Below are 16,923 nucleotides of genomic sequence, written 5' to 3' on the forward strand. Positions count from 1 at the left end.
ACTGCATGAGATCCGACAGGAGCGTCAGATCCGAAAGGAGCGGCAGATCAGCAAGAAGGAGTAGTCACCGAGACACCGCCACCGCTATCGCATACCGCCAACGATCACCATCCGAAACCGCACAACCCGAAGGAGTTTCATCCCATGAATCATTGGAACGACATCTTCTACGTCATCCAGAACCTGCTCAACCAGTTCGACATGATCTCACTGTTCCCCCACTACTGATCGCCGGCAGTCCACGGAATCGAGATCTCGTGTCGGTGATCGACGACTCCCATCCCGGTGCGGCCGTTCTGCTCCAGCGCGTCCTCACCGATCAGGCGACATCCGGTGACGGCGTCGACGATGTGCGCACGCGCATCGTCGACGCTGCGCGGGAGCAGTTCAGCAGGTTCGGGCTGCGGCACTCGGCGATGGAGGACGTCGCCCGTCGGGCGCGTGTCGCCCGGGTCACCATCTATCGCCGTTTCCCCAACAAGCACGCACTCGTCGAGGCCGTCATCCTGCGGGAGTTCCGTGCGTACTTCGATCAGTTCCTGATCGACATCCGGGATGCGCCGACCGCCGCCGACCGTGTCGTGCTCGGATTCGCGAGTTCACTGCACGCGATCCGCCACAACCCGGTGTTCGTCGGACTCATGCTCGCCGATCCCGGCATCCTCGCCTCGTCGATGGTCAGCGACGACGGCCAGATGGTTTCGGTGGTACGCCAATTCGTGGCCGTACAACTCCGTCAGGAGCAGTCCGCCGGTCACGTTGCCGCCGACGCCGACGTCGATCTCATCGCGGAACTCATGGTGCGGATCTCGGCGTCATTCCTGGCCGTGCCGAGCGATGTCGTCGACGTCGATGATCACGACCAGCTCGCGCACGTCGCCCGCAGTTTCCTCGTGCCGTTGCTCCGCGGCAGCGCATGGGCAACCGACGTGCCCACCGAGGGCTGATCACCTCATTCGGGGCGCTGCGTCAGAATGCGCGGGCCGTCGGCGGTCACCGCGACGGTGTGTTCCCAATGCGCAGAGCGAGAACCGTCGTCGGTGACGACGGTCCAGTCGTCGTCGAGCACCGACGTCTCGGTGGTGCCCAACGTGAGCATCGGCTCGATCGCCAACGTCGAACCGACCACCAGCAGTGGCCCCTTACCCGGTTCCCCTTCGTTGGCGAGGTAGGGAGCCAGATGCATCTCGCGGCCGATGCCGTGTCCGCCGTAACCGTCGACGATGCCGAAGGAACGACTGAACTTTCGTTCCGCGTCATGGGTACCGGTCTCGATGGCGTGGGAGATGTCGGACAGCCGGGCACCGTCGACCATGGCCGCGATACCGGCCTCCAATGACAGCCGCGTGGCCTCGGACAGTTCCGAATCCGCCTGCGACAGTTCACCGATGCCGAAGGTCCACGCCGAATCCCCGTGCCAGCCCTCGAGAACGGCCCCGCAGTCGATGGACACGAGATCACCCTCGGCGAGGATCACATCCGCCGAGGGGATCCCGTGCACCACAACATCGTTGACCGAGGAACAGATGGTGCCGGGAAAGCCGTGGTAGCCCTTGAAGGACGGGACCGCGCCGGCCTGCCGGATGACCGTCTCAGCGATCTCGTCGAGGTCCAGGGTGCTCACACCCGGTTTGGCGGCGTGGCGTACGGCGACGAGCGCCGCACCCACCACAGCACCGGCCGCGGCCATCGCGTCGAGTTCCCCCGCACTGCGGAAGGGCACTCGTTTACGCTTGCGAAATCCCATGACCGGCCCCGGTTCGGTTCCTTCGATTCAGTTGCGAACGAGTCAGGACACGCCCGCGCCGAGCGCGCTCAGCACCCGCTGATGCACGTCCTGCACGTCGCCGACCGCGTCGATCGTCTTGACCTGATCACCGTAGTAGTCGAGCAACGGTGCGGTTTCCTTCTGATACACCGCCATCCGGTTACGGATGACCTCTTCGGTGTCGTCGGCACGACCACGCGCCAGCATCCGCTCGACCACCACGTCGGCGTCGACGACGAACGACAGCACCGCATCCAGCGAGGTGTCCAGTGCGGACAGGATGTCCTTGAGTGCGTCGGCCTGCTCGGTCGACCGCGGGAAGCCGTCCAGGATGAATCCCTTGGACGCATCGGGTTCCCCGACGCGGGCGCGCACCATGTCGACGGTGATCTCGGACGGGACCAGGTCACCGGCGTCGAGGTAGCGCTTGGCCTCGATACCGACCGCGGTTCCCTGTGAGATGTTGGCGCGGAACAGGTCTCCGGTGGAGATGTGCGGGATGCCGAGCGCTTCGCTCAACAGTTCCGCCTGGGTACCTTTACCTGCTCCGGGGGGGCCGAGAATGACAAGTCTCACTTCAGGAATCCTTCGTACTTGCGTTGCATCAATTGACTGTTGATCTGCTTCATCGTGTCCAGTCCCACACCGACCATGATCAGGACGGCCGTGCCCCCAAATGGCAGGTTCTGAACACCACCGCTGTTACCGATCTCGAGGAACAGGTTTGGCAGTACCGCGATGATACCCAGGTAGATCGAACCCGGCAGCGTGATGCGACTGAGGACATAGCCGAGATAGTCGGCCGTCGGCTGTCCCGGACGAATACCCGGAATGAAGCCGCCGTATTTCTTCATGTCATCGGCACGCTCTTCCGGATTGAATGTCACCGCCACATAGAAATATGTGAAGAAGATGATCATCAGGAAGTAGACGATGATGTAGACGTAATTGCTCGGGTCGGCCAGATACGTCGCCACCCACCGCTGCCAGCTCGACTGCGTGCCGTCGGAGGACTGGGTGAGCTGGACGATCAGCTGCGGCAGATACAGCAGTGAGGACGCGAAGATCACCGGGATGACGCCGGCCTGGTTGACCTTCAACGGCAGATAGGTCGACGACCCGCCGTACATCTTGCGGCCCACCATGCGCTTGGCGTACTGCACCGGGATGCGGCGCTGCCCCTGCTCGATGAACACCACGCCGGCCACGATGATCAGCACCGCGACGACGACGAGACCGAAGACCAGGCCGCCACGGCTGGTGAGGATGGCACGTCCCTCGGCGGGGATGCGGGCGGCGATACCGGCGAAGATCAGCAGCGACATGCCGTTGCCGATGCCGCGTTCGGTGATCAGCTCACCGAACCACATCACCAGGCAGGCACCCGCCGTCATCACCAGCACGATGATGGTCAGGCCGAAGATGCTCTTGTCGTTGAGGATGTTGTCGCCACAGCTGGCCGGCAGCAGATTGCCACGATCGGCCAGCGCCACGATGCCGGTGGACTGCAGCAACGCCAACGCCACCGTGAGGTAGCGGGTGTACTGCGTCATCTTGGCCTGGCCGGACTGGCCTTCCTTGCGCAGTTGCTCGAACCGCGGGATGACCACGGTGAGCAGCTGGACGATGATGCTCGCCGTGATGTACGGCATGATGCCGATCGCGAACACCGACAGCTGCAGCAACGCACCACCGGAGAACAGGTTGATCAGCGAGTAGACCTGATTGCCGCCGCCGCTGTTGATGGTGTCGATGCACTTGTGCACCTCGACGTAGTTGACGCCCGGCGACGGAACCGTGGCCCCGAGGCGATACAGGACGATGATGCCGATGACGAAGAGGATCTTCTTCCTCAGATCGGGCGTCCGTAAGGCCGCGATGAGGGGGGAGAGCACTAATTCCTCCTAGAGCACACGTGCTCACCGCCCGGACCCTTCAGGCGCGCATGCTCGACAATCGACGATGATCTTGCGGGATGTGTGCACGCAACGGTTATGAGGTGTGCACACACACAACGATGCAAACTCTAACAGCCGCGGAAAACCACCTGCGCAACGCCGGTCGTCGGCGCTGAGATGGCATTTCTGCCGCGGCGACGCCAAGGTCCGCGGGTGTGGCGAGGCAATCTGCACACACTCCGCGGACCCGGCGAATCCGACTCAGAGTTCGGTGACGCTGCCACCGGCAGCGGCGATCTTCTCCTTGGCGGATGCAGTGAACTTGTCGGCGGTCACGTCGACCTTGACGCCCAGTTCCCCGTCGCCGAGGACCTTGACGAGCCGGTTCTTGCGCACGGCGCCGGCGGCGACGAGTTCGTCGACGCCGATGGTGCCGCCCTGCGGGAACAGGCGGGCGATGTCGCCCACGTTGACGACCTGGTACTCGACCCGGTTGCGATTGGTGAAGCCCTTGAGCTTCGGCAGTCGCATGTGGATCGGCATCTGGCCGCCCTCGAATGCGGCGGGCACGTTCTTGCGTGCCTTGGTGCCCTTGGTGCCGCGACCGGCGGTCTTACCCTTGGAGCCCTCACCGCGACCCACGCGGGTCTTGTCGGTCTTCGCGCCCGGAGCGGGGCGAAGGTGATGGAGCTTGATGGTCATTGCTTAAACCTCTTCGACTGTCACGAGGTGCCGGACCACGTTGATGAGGCCGCGGTTGACGGCGGTGTCCTCACGGGTGACCGACTTGCGGATGCCGCGCAGACCGAGGGTCCGCAGGCTGTCACGCTGGTTCTGCTTGGTACCGATGGTGCCCTTGACCTGGGTGATCTTCAGCTGTGCCATCTCTTACACTCCTTGGCCGGCACGGGCGCGGAGCATACCGGCCGGTGCCACGTCTTCGATCGGGAGTCCGCGGCGGGCCGCGACCTCTTCCGGACGCTGCAGCATCTTCAGGGCCGCGACGGTCGCGTGGACCACGTTGATCGCGTTGTCCGAGCCGAGGCTCTTGGCGAGGACGTCGTGGACGCCCGCGCATTCGAGCACGGCACGCACCGCGCCACCGGCGATCACACCGGTACCGGGGCTGGCCGGGCGGAGCATCACGACACCGGCGGCGGCCTCACCCTGAACCGGGTGGGTCACGGTGCCACCGATCAGCGGGACGCGGAAGAAGTTCTTGCGAGCCTCTTCGACACCCTTCTGGATCGCGGCCGGAACTTCCTTGGCCTTGCCGTAGCCGACGCCGACCATGCCCTGTCCGTCTCCGACCACCACGAGAGCGGTGAAGGAGAAGCGGCGGCCACCCTTGACCACCTTGGACACACGGTTGATGGCGACGACCCGCTCGAGCTGGTTGCGGTCCTGGTCGCGGCCACCGCGGTCGTTGCCGCCGCGACGGTCGCGGCCGCCCCGGCGATCGTTGCGGTCGCCACCTTGGTTGTTGTTGTTGTCGTTTCCGGCGGGTCCGTTTCCGCCGTCACGCTGACGTCCGGGCATCAGAGGTTCCCTCCGGTCATATTGGTCTTGCTGGTGTAGATGGTCATCATCAGAACTGCAGGCCTCCCTCACGGGCGGCGTCGGCGAGCGCGGCGATCCGGCCGTGGTATTCCTTGCCACCACGGTCGAACACGACGGTCTCGACACCGGCTGCCTTGGCGCGGGCGGCGATCAGTTCGCCGACCTTGCGGGCCTGCGCGGACTTGTCGCCACCGGCGGCGCGGACGTCGGCCTCGATGGTCGACGCGGCGGCCAGGGTCTTGCCGACCTGGTCGTCGATCAGCTGCACGTGGATGTGACGGCTGCTGCGCTTGACGGCCAGACGCGGACGCTCGGCGGTGCCGGCGACCTTCTTGCGCAGGCGGAAGTGACGACGGTTGGTCGCGGTGCGACGACGCGTCGAGACGTCCTTGCCGAGCGGCTTGCGAACGTTCTTCTTGGTTGCTGTATCACTCATGGCTTACTTACCCGTCTTTCCGACCTTGCGACGGATCTGCTCGCCCTCGTAGCGAATGCCCTTGCCCTTGTAGGGGTCCGGACGACGCAGGCGGCGGATGTTCGCCGAGATCTGGCCGACTTGCTGCTTGTCGATACCCGACACCGAGAACTTGGTGGGCGACTCGACGGCAAAAGTGATGCCCTCGGGAGCCTCGATCGGCACGGGATGGCTGTAACCGAGCGCGAATTCCAGGTCCCGGCCCTTGGCCTGGACGCGGTAACCGACACCGAAGATCTCCATCTTGGTGGTGTAGCCCTGGGTGACACCCTCGACGAGGTTGCTCACCAGCGAACGGTTCAGGCCGTGCAGGGCGCGGTTACGACGCTCGTCGTTGGGGCGGGTCACCACGATGGCGCCGTCTTCCTGCGCGACGGCGATCGGCGCGGTGACGTTGTGGGAGAGTTCGCCCTTGGGTCCCTTGACGGTGACGGTCTGTCCGTCGATGGCGACGGTGACGCCCGCGGGGATCTGGATCGGGTTCTTACCGATACGCGACATTGTTGCTCTCCTCCCCTTACCAGACGTAGGCGAGGACTTCGCCGCCCACGCCCTGGTTGGCTGCCTGGCGGTCGGTGAGCAGGCCCGACGACGTGGAGATGATGGCCACGCCGAGGCCGCCCAGAACCTTGGGCAGGTTGTTGGACTTGGCGTACACCCGCAGACCCGGCTTGGACACGCGGCGAAGGCCGGCGATGCTGCGCTCCCGGGAGGGGCCGTACTTGAGAGAGACGACGAGGTTCTTGCCGACCTCGGCGTCTTCGGTGCGGTAGTCGGTGATGTAACCCTCGCGCTTGAGGATCTCAGCGATGTTCACCTTGAGCTTCGACGAGGGCAGGGTCACCTCGTCGTGGAACGCCGAATTGGCGTTACGCAGACGCGTCAAGAAGTCTGCGATCGGGTCAGTCATGGTCATGGTTGACCGTCAACCTTTCTCGTAGCGGTTCCCATACAGCGCCGATCCGTGAGGATTACTCCCCTGACCTGCGGTGGGCCTTCCACGAAGTGGATAGTTGTGTGATGTCTCGTCGCCGATGCCCTTGGCTTTTCGCCGGCATCGGAGACTATTCAGTTGTGATCTGCACCGGGGTGCAGACGAACGTCCCGGACACCTGAGGTGCACAGGCAACCGGTCTAGTGTAGAGAATTCCCTGGCCAGACCCAAATCGTCGTTCGTGGGCGGCCTGGTGGGGGCGTTCGCGCGGGTGGTGTTTGCCCACGCGGCACCCCCACGTACGCGCGGTCATTGCACCAAGCAGCGCGAGCACGAGGGCACCGCGCCAACCAGCACCACCCGCGCCAACCGCCGACGACCCGAGCCCCGGGGCACGTTCCCGCGGGCCCTCCACGCCCACGCGGCACCCCCACACTCACGCGGTCACTGCAACAAACAGCGCGAGCACGAGGGCACCGCGCCAACCAGCACCGCCCGCGCCAACCGTCGACGACCCCGAAACCCCGCCCCGTTCCCGCGGGCCCAACTCGCCCACGCGGCACCCCCACACCCACGCGGTCACTGCAACAAACAGCGCGAGCACGAGGGCACCGCGCCAACCAGCACCACCCGCGCCAACCGCCGACGACCCAGGTCCCGGCCCCGTTCCCGCGGGCCCAACTCGCCCACGCGGCACCCCCACGTACGCGCGGTCATTGCAACAAACAGCGCAAGCACGAGGGCACCGCGCCAACCAGCACCACCCGCGCCAGTCACGCCGCCATCAGCGAGAAGTGCACCAGCCACCGGCGGACGAGGCCGACGACGGTGCCGTTCTCGAGGTCGGTCCACAGCCAGCGGACGACCATGATCCCCATCGCCCGCAGCCGATCCTCGCGTTGCTTCTCCCGGATCACGGCGTCGGAAGGCTTCTCCCCCGGCCGTAAGTGCTTCTGGTACTTGACCTTTCCGTCGAACTCACCGACGAGCAGCCCATCCCAGTCGAAGTCGGTGCGCGCCACCTCTTTCCCCTCGTCGTTGACGAAGGTGTGCTGCAGGCGCGGCAGGAGCAGGCCCGCCTCGATCATCTGTGCCCGACTCCACGATTCGCCAGGACTTTCGGCAGTGCCGTCCGCCCACCGCAGCGCACGTCGGGCGGTGTTCACGCCGAGTCGGCGGCCGCGCAGCATCTTCTCCATCTTCTGCCGGTCGGCACCCGCACGGAGGGCCGCGTCGAAGACCGCGAGTGCTCCCGCGAATCCCATCGTCGTGGTGCAGGCGACGTCCACGGCGACCCGTTCGATGATCGGGACGACGATGCCGTCGACCTCGGTCCGCTCCTCGGGTGCGACGACGCCGACGTGGTCATGACGCGTCGACGTGCGCCCGCCGCCGGCCGTGTGTCCGGTGATCGTGTGCAGTCGCCGGAAGTTGGGTTTGAGCATCGGCAGGCGATGAAGGGCGGCCGCGGACTGATGGCTGGGGATCGACTTGCCGAACCGCCCGAGCCGATGCGACGCGATCACCTCCAGGCGATGATGCTCGTCGGGCTCCCGCTCGGCGGCGTGCACGTACGCACCGCGTACCAGCGACACGATGTCGCCGCGTCGGCAAGCTCTGCCGAGGTCGGCGTCGGTAAAGCCCGCGGCGATGGCCACGTGCCGGTAGATGATCTGGTGTTCGTCAGTCGGAAAAGGTGTCATGCGAGATTGGACGCACGCCGAGGCGATTTGGCTCCATCGAATGTCGGAAATTTTTCGGCTCCGACTGGTGACGGCTGTTCTTCGCGCGGTTCCAGCTTGCCGCCGCGGCACCCCCGCGTTCACGCGGTCTGTGCCCACGGCGCGCGTGCACGGAAGCATCGCGCGAGGCGGGAACCGTTACCCTGGCAGCCCATGGGGGTCGTCACCGAATCACCGCCGCGCTGGTGGCGGGTGTCGGCGTGGTCCATCGTCGTCTCGACCGCCGTGTGCTGCGCACTTCTGATGCTCGGCGACCTCGAGTGGATCGGCTTCTTCTGGCCACTGATCGCGCTGGTCGCGCTGGTGTGCATCGGCGGCGCCTGGCTCATCACGACGGCGATCGGCGCTTTCTTCTATCGCGAATGGCGACTGCCGGCGATCGCTGCTGCCCTTGTGGCCGTCACGGTCGTCGTCGGATGGTTCGGGCTGACCAATCGGGCATCGTTGTGGGCCTCATCGGCGGCGCTCGCCGATGTCGCGGTGGACGCGCACCCCCGGCGGGCAGTACCCGTCTGTTGTGGGCCTCATCGGCGGCGCTCGCCGATGTCGCCGACACCTGCACGTCGACGGATGCCGGATGGGTCGGGACCGTTCGGCTCGAGTCGGTCGAGAAGGTCGACGAGGTGTGTCTGCTCTATACGAAGGGCGGCTTCATCGACCGGACGGGGTACGCACTCCTGCCCGACGGTCCGCCGCCCGACGCGCGGACGCGCCTCAACGTCACCTTCACGCGCTTCAGCGGTGACTGGTACCGCTTCATCTGGCACTTCTGAGAACCGAGATTCGGGCGTTCGCGACGTATCCGGCGACGAGGTGTTCCCACCGGATGACGATCACGCTCGCCCACCGGAACCCGGCGGTAGCCTGCCGGAATGGACTGGGAAGTGCTCTCATGCGGGCTGCGTGGTCACGAGACGTATCGACCCGACGAGGCCGAGCTCGCCGACCGACTTCAGGTGACCACCGTCGCGGGCGAGGCGTGGCGATGCCTACGCTGTGGCGACTTCGTCGTCGGCGAACCACGACGCTCCGGTCCCGCCGACCACGCGCCGGAAGTCCCACGCGGCGCATTGTTGCGCGACCTGATCATCATGCGACTCCTCGCCGCCGAACGACTGATCCGCGGCCTGTTCCTCCTCGTCGCAGGCATCTTCGTCATCGAACTGCGCCACAGCCAACAGTCATTGCAGGACAAGTTCAATCAGGAACTGCCCCTGCTCCGCCCGCTGGCCGACCAGATCGGCTGGAACATCGACGATTCCAAGGTCGTGCAGTGGGTAGAGAAGGCCACCAGCCTGTCGGCCACCGCCATCGTCCTCATCGGATGTGCGGTATTACTCTATGCCGCAAGCCAATTCGTCGAGGCCTACGGACTCTGGTTCGCCAAGCGATGGGGCGAGTACTTCGCGGTCATCGTCACCGGCGCGTTCATCCCACTCGAGATCTACGAACTCCTCGAACGGATCACCGTGCTCCGCATCGGCCTGCTGGCGATCAACATCGCCGCCGTCGTGTGGCTGATCTGGAGCAAACGCCTGTTCGGGCTCCGCGGCGGTGGCGCGGCGTATCACGCCGAGCACAGTGCCGAGAGTCTGCTGACGGTGGAGCGCGCGGCGGTGGAATCACACGCCCAGGCCAGTCGCTGATCGTCCACGCGGTCACATCTCCCGGCCGCTTTGCCATTCGTCCGAACGTCCGACACGTCATACTGCAGATCACGCATATCGCCCTACAGTTGGGGGCTGCACGCGGACCGTTGCACACACGACATCGGAGGCCCCAGTGGGAGTCATCGCCAAACTCAAGGGTGAGCTCGTTGACATCATCGAGTGGCTCGATGATTCACGGACGACGCTGGCCTGGCGGTTCCCTCGCTATCAGAACGAGATCAAGAACGGCGCACAGCTGATCGTTCGCGAGGGCCAGCGGGCAGTGTTCGTCTACCGCGGCCAGCTCGCCGACGAATTCGGGCCCGGCCACTACGAACTCACCACCGAGAACCTGCCGATCCTGTCGACGCTGCAGGGCTGGAAGCACGGCTTCGACAGCCCTTTCCGCAGCGAGGTCTACTTCATCAACACCCGCCCGGTCACCGAGATGCGTTGGGGCACACCAAATCCCATCACCATCCGAGACCCCGAGTTCAAGTTGGTGCCGGTCCGCGCCAACGGCCTGTGCGTCGTGCGGGTCGCCGACCCGGCGATCTTCCTGCGTCAGGTGATCGGCACCGACAGCAACGTCGACGTCGACGAGGTCGGCGAGTTGTTGCGACGAGTGATCGCCCAGGCCTTCGCCGACCTCATCATCAAGTCCGGTGTCGGCGTCCTCGACCTGCAGGGTCGCGTCGGGGAGATCGCCGCCCAGTTGCGTCAACTGGTGGCCGAACGTGTCGACGACGAGTACGGCCTCGCCATCGACGACGTCATCCTCAACGTCTCCCTGCCCGAGGAGATCACCGCGGCGATCACGCGTGGCGTCGCCCGTGGCCTCGAGGAGCAGGGTTTCCTGGATCAGGTCGACGACATGCAGAAGTTCCAGCAGGGACGCTTCGGCGACGCCCTGGTGACCGGCGCACAGAACGGCGGCGGCGTCAGCGACTTCCTGGGCGCCGGAATGGGTTTGGCACTCGGACAGCAGGTCGGTGACGCGATCGCGGGCGCCCCGGCGGCGCAGCCGGGCGTGGCGCCGAGTGCACCACCGCCGCTGCCGACGGCGAGCTTCCATGTCGAGCAGAATGGCCAGGCCGTCGGACCGTACACCGTCGCGCAGATCCAGGCGTCGGTGGCGGCCGGCGCGGTCACCGCAGCGACACTGGTGTGGTCGCCGGAGTTGACCCAGTGGACCGCGGCCGGCCGGGTCCCGGCGCTCGCTCCCCCGTTTGCAGCGCCACCCCCGCTGCCGCCGCGACCGGCCACCCCACCGCCGCCGCCCACCGCCGGACCGAACGGCTGATCACCGCGCCGACCCTCGAGGACCGCAGATGAACGCACCCCAGCCACCCGGACCCGGGCAGTACCGGCCGCCGACACCACCGCCATTGCTGCCCCATGCGTCCGCGCCGCCACCAACCGTGCCGCACCCGGCCCCGCCACCACCGCCCCCGGTTCCGCAGCCACCGGTTGCTCAGCCCTCGCCGCCCGGGACGTTGCACGTCACGGAGAACACCCGCACCTTCCCCTGCGTCAACTGTGGTGATGATCTGGAGTTCGACCCGGCGTCGGGTCTGTTGTCCTGTCCGAGTTGCGGATCCACCCGCGCCGTTCAACTCGATCCAACCCAACACGTCGGGCAACACGACCTGCGCGATCCGCGCGTCGGCCAACTCAGCACGCCCGGACTGCTGTCGTCAAACGACCCGGCAGCCGCCAGCGAGCATCAGGTCACCTGCCAGAACTGTGGTGGCGCAGTCATTTTCACCGGAACACTGACCGCCACCCGCTGCCCGTACTGCGCCTCACCGATCCAGCGCGACGACGTGCACGCCGCGCCCGAGGTCTTGCCGGTCGACGGTGTCATCCCGTTTCGGGTCGACGACGACGCCGCAACGAAATCCATTGAGCAGTGGATACATTCACGATGGTTCGCCCCGTCGGAGTTCAAGAAGTACCGACAGCTGGGATCACTGCAGAGCGTGTACTTCTCGTACTTCAGCTACACCACCACGGCGCACACGTCGTATCAGGGTGAACGCGGCGACGACTACACGGTGACCGTGGGTTCCGGGAAGGACCGACGCACCGAGACCCGCACCCGCTGGCGGTCGGTGAGCGGACACGTGACCGACCAGTTCACCGAGGTGCCAGCCCTGGCCAACGATGGCATCGATCCCCAGCGGGTGGAGGCGCTCAAACCGTGGCCGATCGAGCAGGCTCAGCCGTTCACCGGGCAGTTCCTCGCCGGACATCTCGCGCGCAGCTATGACCACGGGCCCGACGAGACCTTCGGCCGTGCCCGCGCCGAGGAGATCGACCCTGCGATCGAGTCGTCGGTGCGCAGCGACATCGGTGGCGACAAACAGCGAATTCACTCCTCGCACACCGACTTCAATCCCCTGCGCTTCCGCTATCTGTTGGTGCCGATCTGGCTGCTCACGGTGATCTACGGCGGCACACCCTTCCAGGTGTACATCAACGGTGTGACCGGTGAGGTCCAGGGCGACCGGCCCTACAGCGTGGTCAAGATCGTCTCCGCGATCACCGCCGTGATCATCGTCATCGTCGGAATCTTTGTGCTGTACCGGTATCTGTCATGATGATCCTCGTTCTCGGCGCTGCCGTGGTGGTCGGTATCGCGCTCGTTGTCGCGTTGGTGATCGTCGTCGTCGTGCTCATCAGATCCGGGCGGCAGCAATCGGAGAGTTCGGCAGTCCTCTATCCCGGACATCAGCCGAGTGCACCACCCGGCTGGGCGCTCGGCCACGATCCAGAGGTACGCCTCTACCGGCGCATGCAACACGCGATGGCCCCGCTGTATGCGGTCTCCACCGGGGACGCCGGTTTCATCGACAGCCGCGTCCGACTCGAACTGGCTGTGGCGCAGATGGGTGCGCAGTTGGTGGCGCTGTCCGGCGCGGATCGCAGGTTCACCAGGCAGGTGCTCGACGGCGCCAACGTCTGGGTCTCCCACCTGGAGGCACTGATACCCGGCCTGCTGGCCGGCTCGCCCGTCGCTTATGCCGAGGTTGACGGGTTGGTCGGGGAATTGCCAGGGGCGTTGGGGCGGGGGTAGTCGTGGTAGGTCTCGGCCACATCGACTGAGCTAACTCACCCACTCTGTAACATACCGATGCGGTAACATACATCATCGGTATGTTTGGAGGTCGCATGCGGTTCGTCAACCGAAAGCACGAACTCGCCCAGCTCAATGCCTGGTGGACCGGACCGCACGCAGGTCCGGCGATCGTCTGGGGCCGACGGCGCGTGGGCAAGACCCTGTTGGTCAGCAAGTTCGGTCGAGACCTGCCGATGGTGATGTACACCGCGACCGGTCAGGCCGAGCGCGGCGAACTCACCGCGTTCAGCAGGGAAGTTCAGCGAGCCGGAATGTCGGGCGTCCGCGACCTCGTCGGTCGCCCCTTCCATGACTGGGACGACGCACTCGAACATCTGGCCACAGTGTCCGCCGACAGTCCGACACTTCTCGTGCTGGACGAGTTCCCCGAACTCCTCAAGGCCACCCCGCACCTCGACAATCTGCTGCGCGCCTTCCTCGAGCGGACGAAGACCACATCTCGCCTACGCATTCTGCTGTGCGGATCGGCGGTCCGCGCCATGCAGGAACTGCAGGCCGAGCGTTCGGCACTCTATGGCCGGTTCACCCTTCGACTCCACGTCCGACCATTCGAGCCGTGGGAGGCCGCCGAGATGCTCCCCACCGTCGCACCACACGATCTCGCGCTCATCTACGGACTCGTCGGCGGCATGCCCCTCTACCTCAGCTGGTGGGACGGTGATGCCACTCTCACCGAGAATCTCAGTCGGCTCATCGCGACTCCATCGGCTCCACTGCTGACCGAAGGCGAGTTGGTGATGGCCACCGAACTCGAGTCGCAGGAGCTCCCCTCCTCCGCCCTGCACGCCATCGCTGCCGGTCGCACCCGCTACGGCGAGATCCAGGATTGGATGCGCGCGAATCCGACCCGGACACTGGATCGACTTGTCTCCCTGGGCATCATCGAGCGGACGGTTCCTGTGACCGAGAAGGAGGACCTGACCCGCCGTCGTGTCTACACCATCACCGACAACTTTCTGGCCTTCTATCTCCGGGTGGTCGCGCAATACCGAACCGAGATCGAACGAGGGCTCGGCGCCTCGATTCTGCCGGTTCTCGTCGAGTCCCTCGACGATTTCATGGGGGATCGCTGGGAGGACATCGTGACCCGCCACGTGCGGCGCCTTGCCACTGACAGCGTCATCGGTCCGGACATCGTCGCCGTCGGACGTTGGTGGAACAAGACCTCCTCCGTCGAAATCGACATCGTCGCGCTGTCAGGCCGCGATCGCAGAGTGTCGTTGTGCGGAGAGGTCAAGTGGCGCAGCGTCATCGACGATCCGCGTATCTTGCGTGGGCTTCAGCGAAAGGCCGCCGAGATCGCCGGTGATCACGCTGTCACCTATCTGCTGGCCGCGCGTGATCGCGTCGACACCGACAACGAGGGCGTGCTGGTGGTGACTGCCGAGGACGTTTTCGCGCGGGAACTGCGTCAGTCGTAGTCCCACAGCGAGCGATGCCTCAATGGAACCCGGCCATGAAGACCGGGAGCACGTTGAGCGGGACATTGGCTTGTACTGCCGCTGCGAGACCGGCCTCAATGGAACCCGGCCATGAAGACCGGGAGCACCCCAGCAGACCGGCTACACCTGTGGGCCGTCGACGGCGCCTCAATGGAACCCGGCCATGAAGACCGGGAGCACCCCAGCGTCAGATCGCGCGGAAGGTACCGCTCACCCGCGCCTCAATGGAACCCGGCCATGAAGACCGGGAGCACTCGTCGTCCTTGCGGCCAAACTCCAACTCCCACAGCGCGCCTCAATGGAACCCGGCCATGAAGACCGGGAGCACGGAGGCTCTTGTGACGTAGTTGTGGGTGGGTTCGGCGTGGCGTGCGGGCGCAACGCCGTTGTCCTGCTTAAGGTTTGGTTTGCCTAGAACCGACCTTGAGGAGTCCCGGCGTTGCGCATGTCCAGTGTAGTGCAGAAGGTGTTGTCGATCCCTGCGGTTGTCGAGGGTGTCGTAGTGGAGGAAACGACGTCGGACCCCGAGGGGCTGGTGGTGGTCGGTGTCCGCGCGTACGCGCGTGACCGCTCCCGGTGCGGCGAGTGCGGCCGGCGATGCCCGGGTTATGACCAGGTCAGCGATGTACGTCGGTGGCGGCATCTGGATGTGGCCGGCCGCCGGTGCCTGCTGGAAGCGTCGCTGCGGCGGGTGCAGTGCGCCGAGCATGGGGTGGTCACCGAAGCGGTGCCCTGGGCGCGGTCACGGGCCCGGCGCACGCGTGCTTTCGATGACATGGCGGCGTGGTTGGCTGCTCATATGCCGATCTCGGCGGTCACCGAGTTCCTGCGGGTCGCGTGGCGCAGTGTCTCCGGCATAGTCGAACGGGTCGTGGACGATCATTTCGCGGGCATCGACAGGCTGGATGGGCTGGTCAACATCGGTATCGATGAGATCGCCTACCGCAAGGGCCACCGCTATCTGACGGTGGTGATCAACCACGACACCGGCCTGATCGTGTGGGCGAAAGAAGGCCGCGACAGTGCCACCCTGTCGGCGTTCTTCGACGAGTTGGGACCACAACGCGCAGCCCGGATCGCGAAGGTGTCTGCCGACGGCGCGGAGTGGATCTGGTCGGTGACCGCGCACGCCCCGCAGGCCATCCAGTGTCTGGATCTGTTCCACCTCATCCAGTGGGCCGGTGAGATGGTCGACAAGGTCCGGCGCCGTACCGTGGCCACCCACGGGGGGAGCAAGGGTGCGATGTGGGCGGTCCGCAAGACCCATGCCGATCAGTCGCCCGAGCAGCGTGGGATCGTCGCGCAGCTCCGCGAGGACAATCGGGAGCTGTATGAGGCGTACATGCTCAAAGAGCAGTTGCGTGATGCGATCCGCGCCACCGGGAGAAGACGATTCGTGTTGCTGACCGGGGCACAAGCCTGGGCCCGAGACAGTGACGTCCCCGAAATCGCAGCGCTGGGAAGAACACTCGACCGCTACAACGACCGTATCCGGAATGCGTTGTGTCACAATCTGACCAACGCGCGCAGTGAGGCCACCAACACCCACCTACGCGCACTGACCAAGCGGGCCTACGGATTCCACACACCGCAGGCGCTGATAGCGATGGCCGAACTCACCCGCGGCGGCGCCTGCCCCGAACTGCCCTGGCCGTAATCCACCCACAAGAACGTCAGGACATCCAGCACGGCTCTTGTGACGTAGTTGTGGGTGGGTTCGGCGTGGCGTGAGGGCGCAACGCCGTTGTCCTGCTTAAGGTTTGGTTTGCGAAGACTAAACCTGAGGAGTTCCGGCGTTGCGCATGTCCAGTGTAGTGCAGAAGGTGTTGTCGATCCCTGCGGTTGTCGAGGGTGTCGCGGTGGAGGAGACGACCGCCGATCCTGACGGAGTCGTCGTGGTCGGTGTCCGCGCGTATGCGCGTGATCGGTCCCGGTGCGGCGAGTGTGGCCGGCGATGCCCGGGCTATGACCAGGTCACCGATGTGCGGCGATGGCGGCATCTGGATGTGGCCGGCCGCCGGTGTCTGTTGGAAGCGTCGCTGCGGCGGGTGCGCTGCCGCGTGCACGGGGTGATTACCGAGGCGGTGCCCTGGGCGCGGCCACGGGCCCGACACACGCGTGCCTTTGATGACATGGCGGCATGGCTGGCCGCGCACATGCCGATCTCGGCGGTCACCGAGTTCCTCCGGGTCGCGTGGCGCAGTGTCTCCGGCATCGTTGAACGGGTCGTGGATGAGCATTTCGCGGGCGTCGATCGGCTCGATGGGCTGGTCAACATCGGTATCGATGAGATCGCCTACCGCAAAGGTCACC

Annotated in this window: 19 protein-coding genes and 1 CRISPR repeat array; of the genes, 9 read left to right on the forward strand and 10 right to left on the reverse strand. The window is 65.5% G+C overall.

Annotated features, from left to right (window positions below; all coding sequences use genetic code 11):
- The first annotated feature begins 257 nt into the window (after positions 1-257).
- Positions 258-947, forward strand: coding sequence for a TetR/AcrR family transcriptional regulator (locus ABLE92_RS09765; RefSeq protein ID WP_348804540.1), 690 nt, complete (start codon positions 258-260; stop codon positions 945-947).
- A 5-nt stretch (positions 948-952) separates the two neighbouring features.
- Here the strand turns inward: ABLE92_RS09765 and map are convergent, their stop codons facing one another.
- The 10 genes from map to ABLE92_RS09815 all read right to left on the reverse strand — a co-directional run bounded on the left by map (position 953) and on the right by ABLE92_RS09815 (position 8,338).
- Entirely contained in the window at positions 953-1,747 is a 795-nt protein-coding gene (gene map, locus ABLE92_RS09770) for a type I methionyl aminopeptidase (RefSeq protein ID WP_348804541.1), read from the reverse strand.
- A 42-nt stretch (positions 1,748-1,789) separates the two neighbouring features.
- Positions 1,790-2,344 carry an adenylate kinase gene (locus tag ABLE92_RS09775; protein ID WP_348804542.1) on the reverse strand — a complete coding sequence of 185 codons (555 nt, stop codon included), beginning with the start codon at positions 2,342-2,344 and terminating at the stop codon, positions 1,790-1,792.
- Positions 2,341-3,663 (reverse strand): preprotein translocase subunit SecY, encoded by a 1,323-nt coding sequence (gene secY, locus ABLE92_RS09780; RefSeq protein ID WP_348804543.1) that lies wholly within the window; start codon positions 3,661-3,663, stop codon positions 2,341-2,343. The genes ABLE92_RS09775 and secY overlap by 4 nt, the downstream gene beginning before the upstream one ends.
- 264 nt (positions 3,664-3,927) lie before the next feature.
- On the reverse strand, positions 3,928-4,368 hold the full coding sequence (gene rplO, locus ABLE92_RS09785; RefSeq protein ID WP_348804544.1) for a 50S ribosomal protein L15: 441 nt from the start codon (positions 4,366-4,368) through the stop codon (positions 3,928-3,930).
- 3 nt (positions 4,369-4,371) lie between these two features.
- Positions 4,372-4,551 (reverse strand): 50S ribosomal protein L30, encoded by a 180-nt coding sequence (rpmD, locus tag ABLE92_RS09790; RefSeq protein WP_348804545.1) that lies wholly within the window; start codon positions 4,549-4,551, stop codon positions 4,372-4,374.
- Positions 4,552-4,554: 3 nt separating this feature from the next.
- The gene (gene rpsE / locus ABLE92_RS09795; protein ID WP_348804546.1) at positions 4,555-5,205 is read right to left on the reverse strand and encodes a 30S ribosomal protein S5; all 651 of its coding nucleotides are present in this window, start codon (positions 5,203-5,205) and stop codon (positions 4,555-4,557) included.
- A 49-nt stretch (positions 5,206-5,254) separates the two neighbouring features.
- On the reverse strand, positions 5,255-5,662 hold the full coding sequence (gene rplR / locus ABLE92_RS09800) for a 50S ribosomal protein L18 (protein ID WP_348804547.1): 408 nt from the start codon (positions 5,660-5,662) through the stop codon (positions 5,255-5,257).
- A 3-nt stretch (positions 5,663-5,665) separates the two neighbouring features.
- Positions 5,666-6,202: a 50S ribosomal protein L6 gene (rplF, locus tag ABLE92_RS09805; protein WP_348804548.1), complete on the reverse strand. Its 537-nt coding sequence runs from the start codon at positions 6,200-6,202 to the stop codon at positions 5,666-5,668.
- 16 nt (positions 6,203-6,218) lie between these two features.
- The gene (rpsH, locus tag ABLE92_RS09810; RefSeq protein WP_348804549.1) at positions 6,219-6,617 is read right to left on the reverse strand and encodes a 30S ribosomal protein S8; all 399 of its coding nucleotides are present in this window, start codon (positions 6,615-6,617) and stop codon (positions 6,219-6,221) included.
- Between the two features lie 791 nt (positions 6,618-7,408).
- Positions 7,409-8,338, reverse strand: a complete 930-nt coding sequence (locus tag ABLE92_RS09815) for a hypothetical protein (RefSeq protein ID WP_348804550.1) — start codon at positions 8,336-8,338, stop codon at positions 7,409-7,411.
- A gap of 554 nt (positions 8,339-8,892) precedes the next feature.
- Here ABLE92_RS09815 and ABLE92_RS09820 point away from each other — a divergent pair.
- From ABLE92_RS09820 to ABLE92_RS09855, 8 genes are all read left to right on the forward strand, one after another.
- Positions 8,893-9,150 carry a hypothetical protein gene (locus ABLE92_RS09820; RefSeq protein ID WP_348804551.1) on the forward strand — a complete coding sequence of 86 codons (258 nt, stop codon included), beginning with the start codon at positions 8,893-8,895 and terminating at the stop codon, positions 9,148-9,150.
- Positions 9,151-9,249: 99 nt separating this feature from the next.
- Complete coding sequence (locus tag ABLE92_RS09825) at positions 9,250-10,023, forward strand: DUF2127 domain-containing protein (RefSeq protein ID WP_348804552.1); 774 nt, start codon at positions 9,250-9,252, stop codon at positions 10,021-10,023.
- 136 nt (positions 10,024-10,159) lie between these two features.
- A complete protein-coding gene (locus ABLE92_RS09830; protein WP_348804553.1) occupies positions 10,160-11,329 on the forward strand; it encodes an SPFH domain-containing protein in 1,170 nt (389 codons plus the stop codon).
- A 28-nt stretch (positions 11,330-11,357) separates the two neighbouring features.
- The gene (locus ABLE92_RS09835; protein ID WP_348804554.1) at positions 11,358-12,629 is read left to right on the forward strand and encodes a TFIIB-type zinc ribbon-containing protein; all 1,272 of its coding nucleotides are present in this window, start codon (positions 11,358-11,360) and stop codon (positions 12,627-12,629) included.
- Positions 12,626-13,105 carry a hypothetical protein gene (locus ABLE92_RS09840; protein ID WP_348804555.1) on the forward strand — a complete coding sequence of 160 codons (480 nt, stop codon included), beginning with the start codon at positions 12,626-12,628 and terminating at the stop codon, positions 13,103-13,105. The genes ABLE92_RS09835 and ABLE92_RS09840 overlap by 4 nt, the downstream gene beginning before the upstream one ends.
- 95 nt (positions 13,106-13,200) lie before the next feature.
- Positions 13,201-14,589, forward strand: coding sequence for an ATP-binding protein (locus ABLE92_RS09845; RefSeq protein ID WP_348804556.1), 1,389 nt, complete (start codon positions 13,201-13,203; stop codon positions 14,587-14,589).
- Between the two features lie 16 nt (positions 14,590-14,605).
- A CRISPR array of direct repeats spans positions 14,606-14,938; the repeat unit is 36 nt; unit sequence GCCTCAATGGAACCCGGCCATGAAGACCGGGAGCAC.
- A 111-nt stretch (positions 14,939-15,049) separates the two neighbouring features.
- Positions 15,050-16,267, forward strand: a complete 1,218-nt coding sequence (locus ABLE92_RS09850) for an ISL3 family transposase (protein WP_496560785.1) — start codon at positions 15,050-15,052, stop codon at positions 16,265-16,267.
- A gap of 139 nt (positions 16,268-16,406) precedes the next feature.
- Positions 16,407-16,923, forward strand: a 517-nt coding sequence (locus ABLE92_RS09855) for a helix-turn-helix domain-containing protein (RefSeq protein WP_496560786.1), incomplete at its 3' end; no start/stop codon positions are given.

The sequence above is a fragment of the Gordonia oleivorans genome (assembly GCF_040044975.1).
Classification (GTDB): domain Bacteria; phylum Actinomycetota; class Actinomycetes; order Mycobacteriales; family Mycobacteriaceae; genus Gordonia; species Gordonia oleivorans.

What these genes read in the sequence shown, in the direction of transcription:
- map (WP_348804541.1), bottom strand. Translation starts at nt 1,747, where the DNA reads ATGGGATTTCGCAAGCGTAAACGAGTGCCCTTCCGCAGTGCGGGGGAA.
- rplO (WP_348804544.1), bottom strand. Translation starts at nt 4,368, where the DNA reads ATGACCATCAAGCTCCATCACCTTCGCCCCGCTCCGGGCGCGAAGACC.
- rpmD (WP_348804545.1), bottom strand. Translation starts at nt 4,551, where the DNA reads ATGGCACAGCTGAAGATCACCCAGGTCAAGGGCACCATCGGTACCAAG.
- rpsE (WP_348804546.1), bottom strand. Translation starts at nt 5,205, where the DNA reads ATGCCCGGACGTCAGCGTGACGGCGGAAACGGACCCGCCGGAAACGAC.
- rplR (WP_348804547.1), bottom strand. Translation starts at nt 5,662, where the DNA reads ATGAGTGATACAGCAACCAAGAAGAACGTTCGCAAGCCGCTCGGCAAG.
- rplF (WP_348804548.1), bottom strand. Translation starts at nt 6,202, where the DNA reads ATGTCGCGTATCGGTAAGAACCCGATCCAGATCCCCGCGGGCGTCACC.
- rpsH (WP_348804549.1), bottom strand. Translation starts at nt 6,617, where the DNA reads ATGACCATGACTGACCCGATCGCAGACTTCTTGACGCGTCTGCGTAAC.
- ABLE92_RS09815 (WP_348804550.1), bottom strand. Translation starts at nt 8,338, where the DNA reads ATGACACCTTTTCCGACTGACGAACACCAGATCATCTACCGGCACGTG.
- ABLE92_RS09825 (WP_348804552.1), top strand. Translation starts at nt 9,250, where the DNA reads ATGGACTGGGAAGTGCTCTCATGCGGGCTGCGTGGTCACGAGACGTAT.
- ABLE92_RS09835 (WP_348804554.1), top strand. Translation starts at nt 11,358, where the DNA reads ATGAACGCACCCCAGCCACCCGGACCCGGGCAGTACCGGCCGCCGACA.
- ABLE92_RS09840 (WP_348804555.1), top strand. Translation starts at nt 12,626, where the DNA reads ATGATGATCCTCGTTCTCGGCGCTGCCGTGGTGGTCGGTATCGCGCTC.
- ABLE92_RS09845 (WP_348804556.1), top strand. Translation starts at nt 13,201, where the DNA reads ATGCGGTTCGTCAACCGAAAGCACGAACTCGCCCAGCTCAATGCCTGG.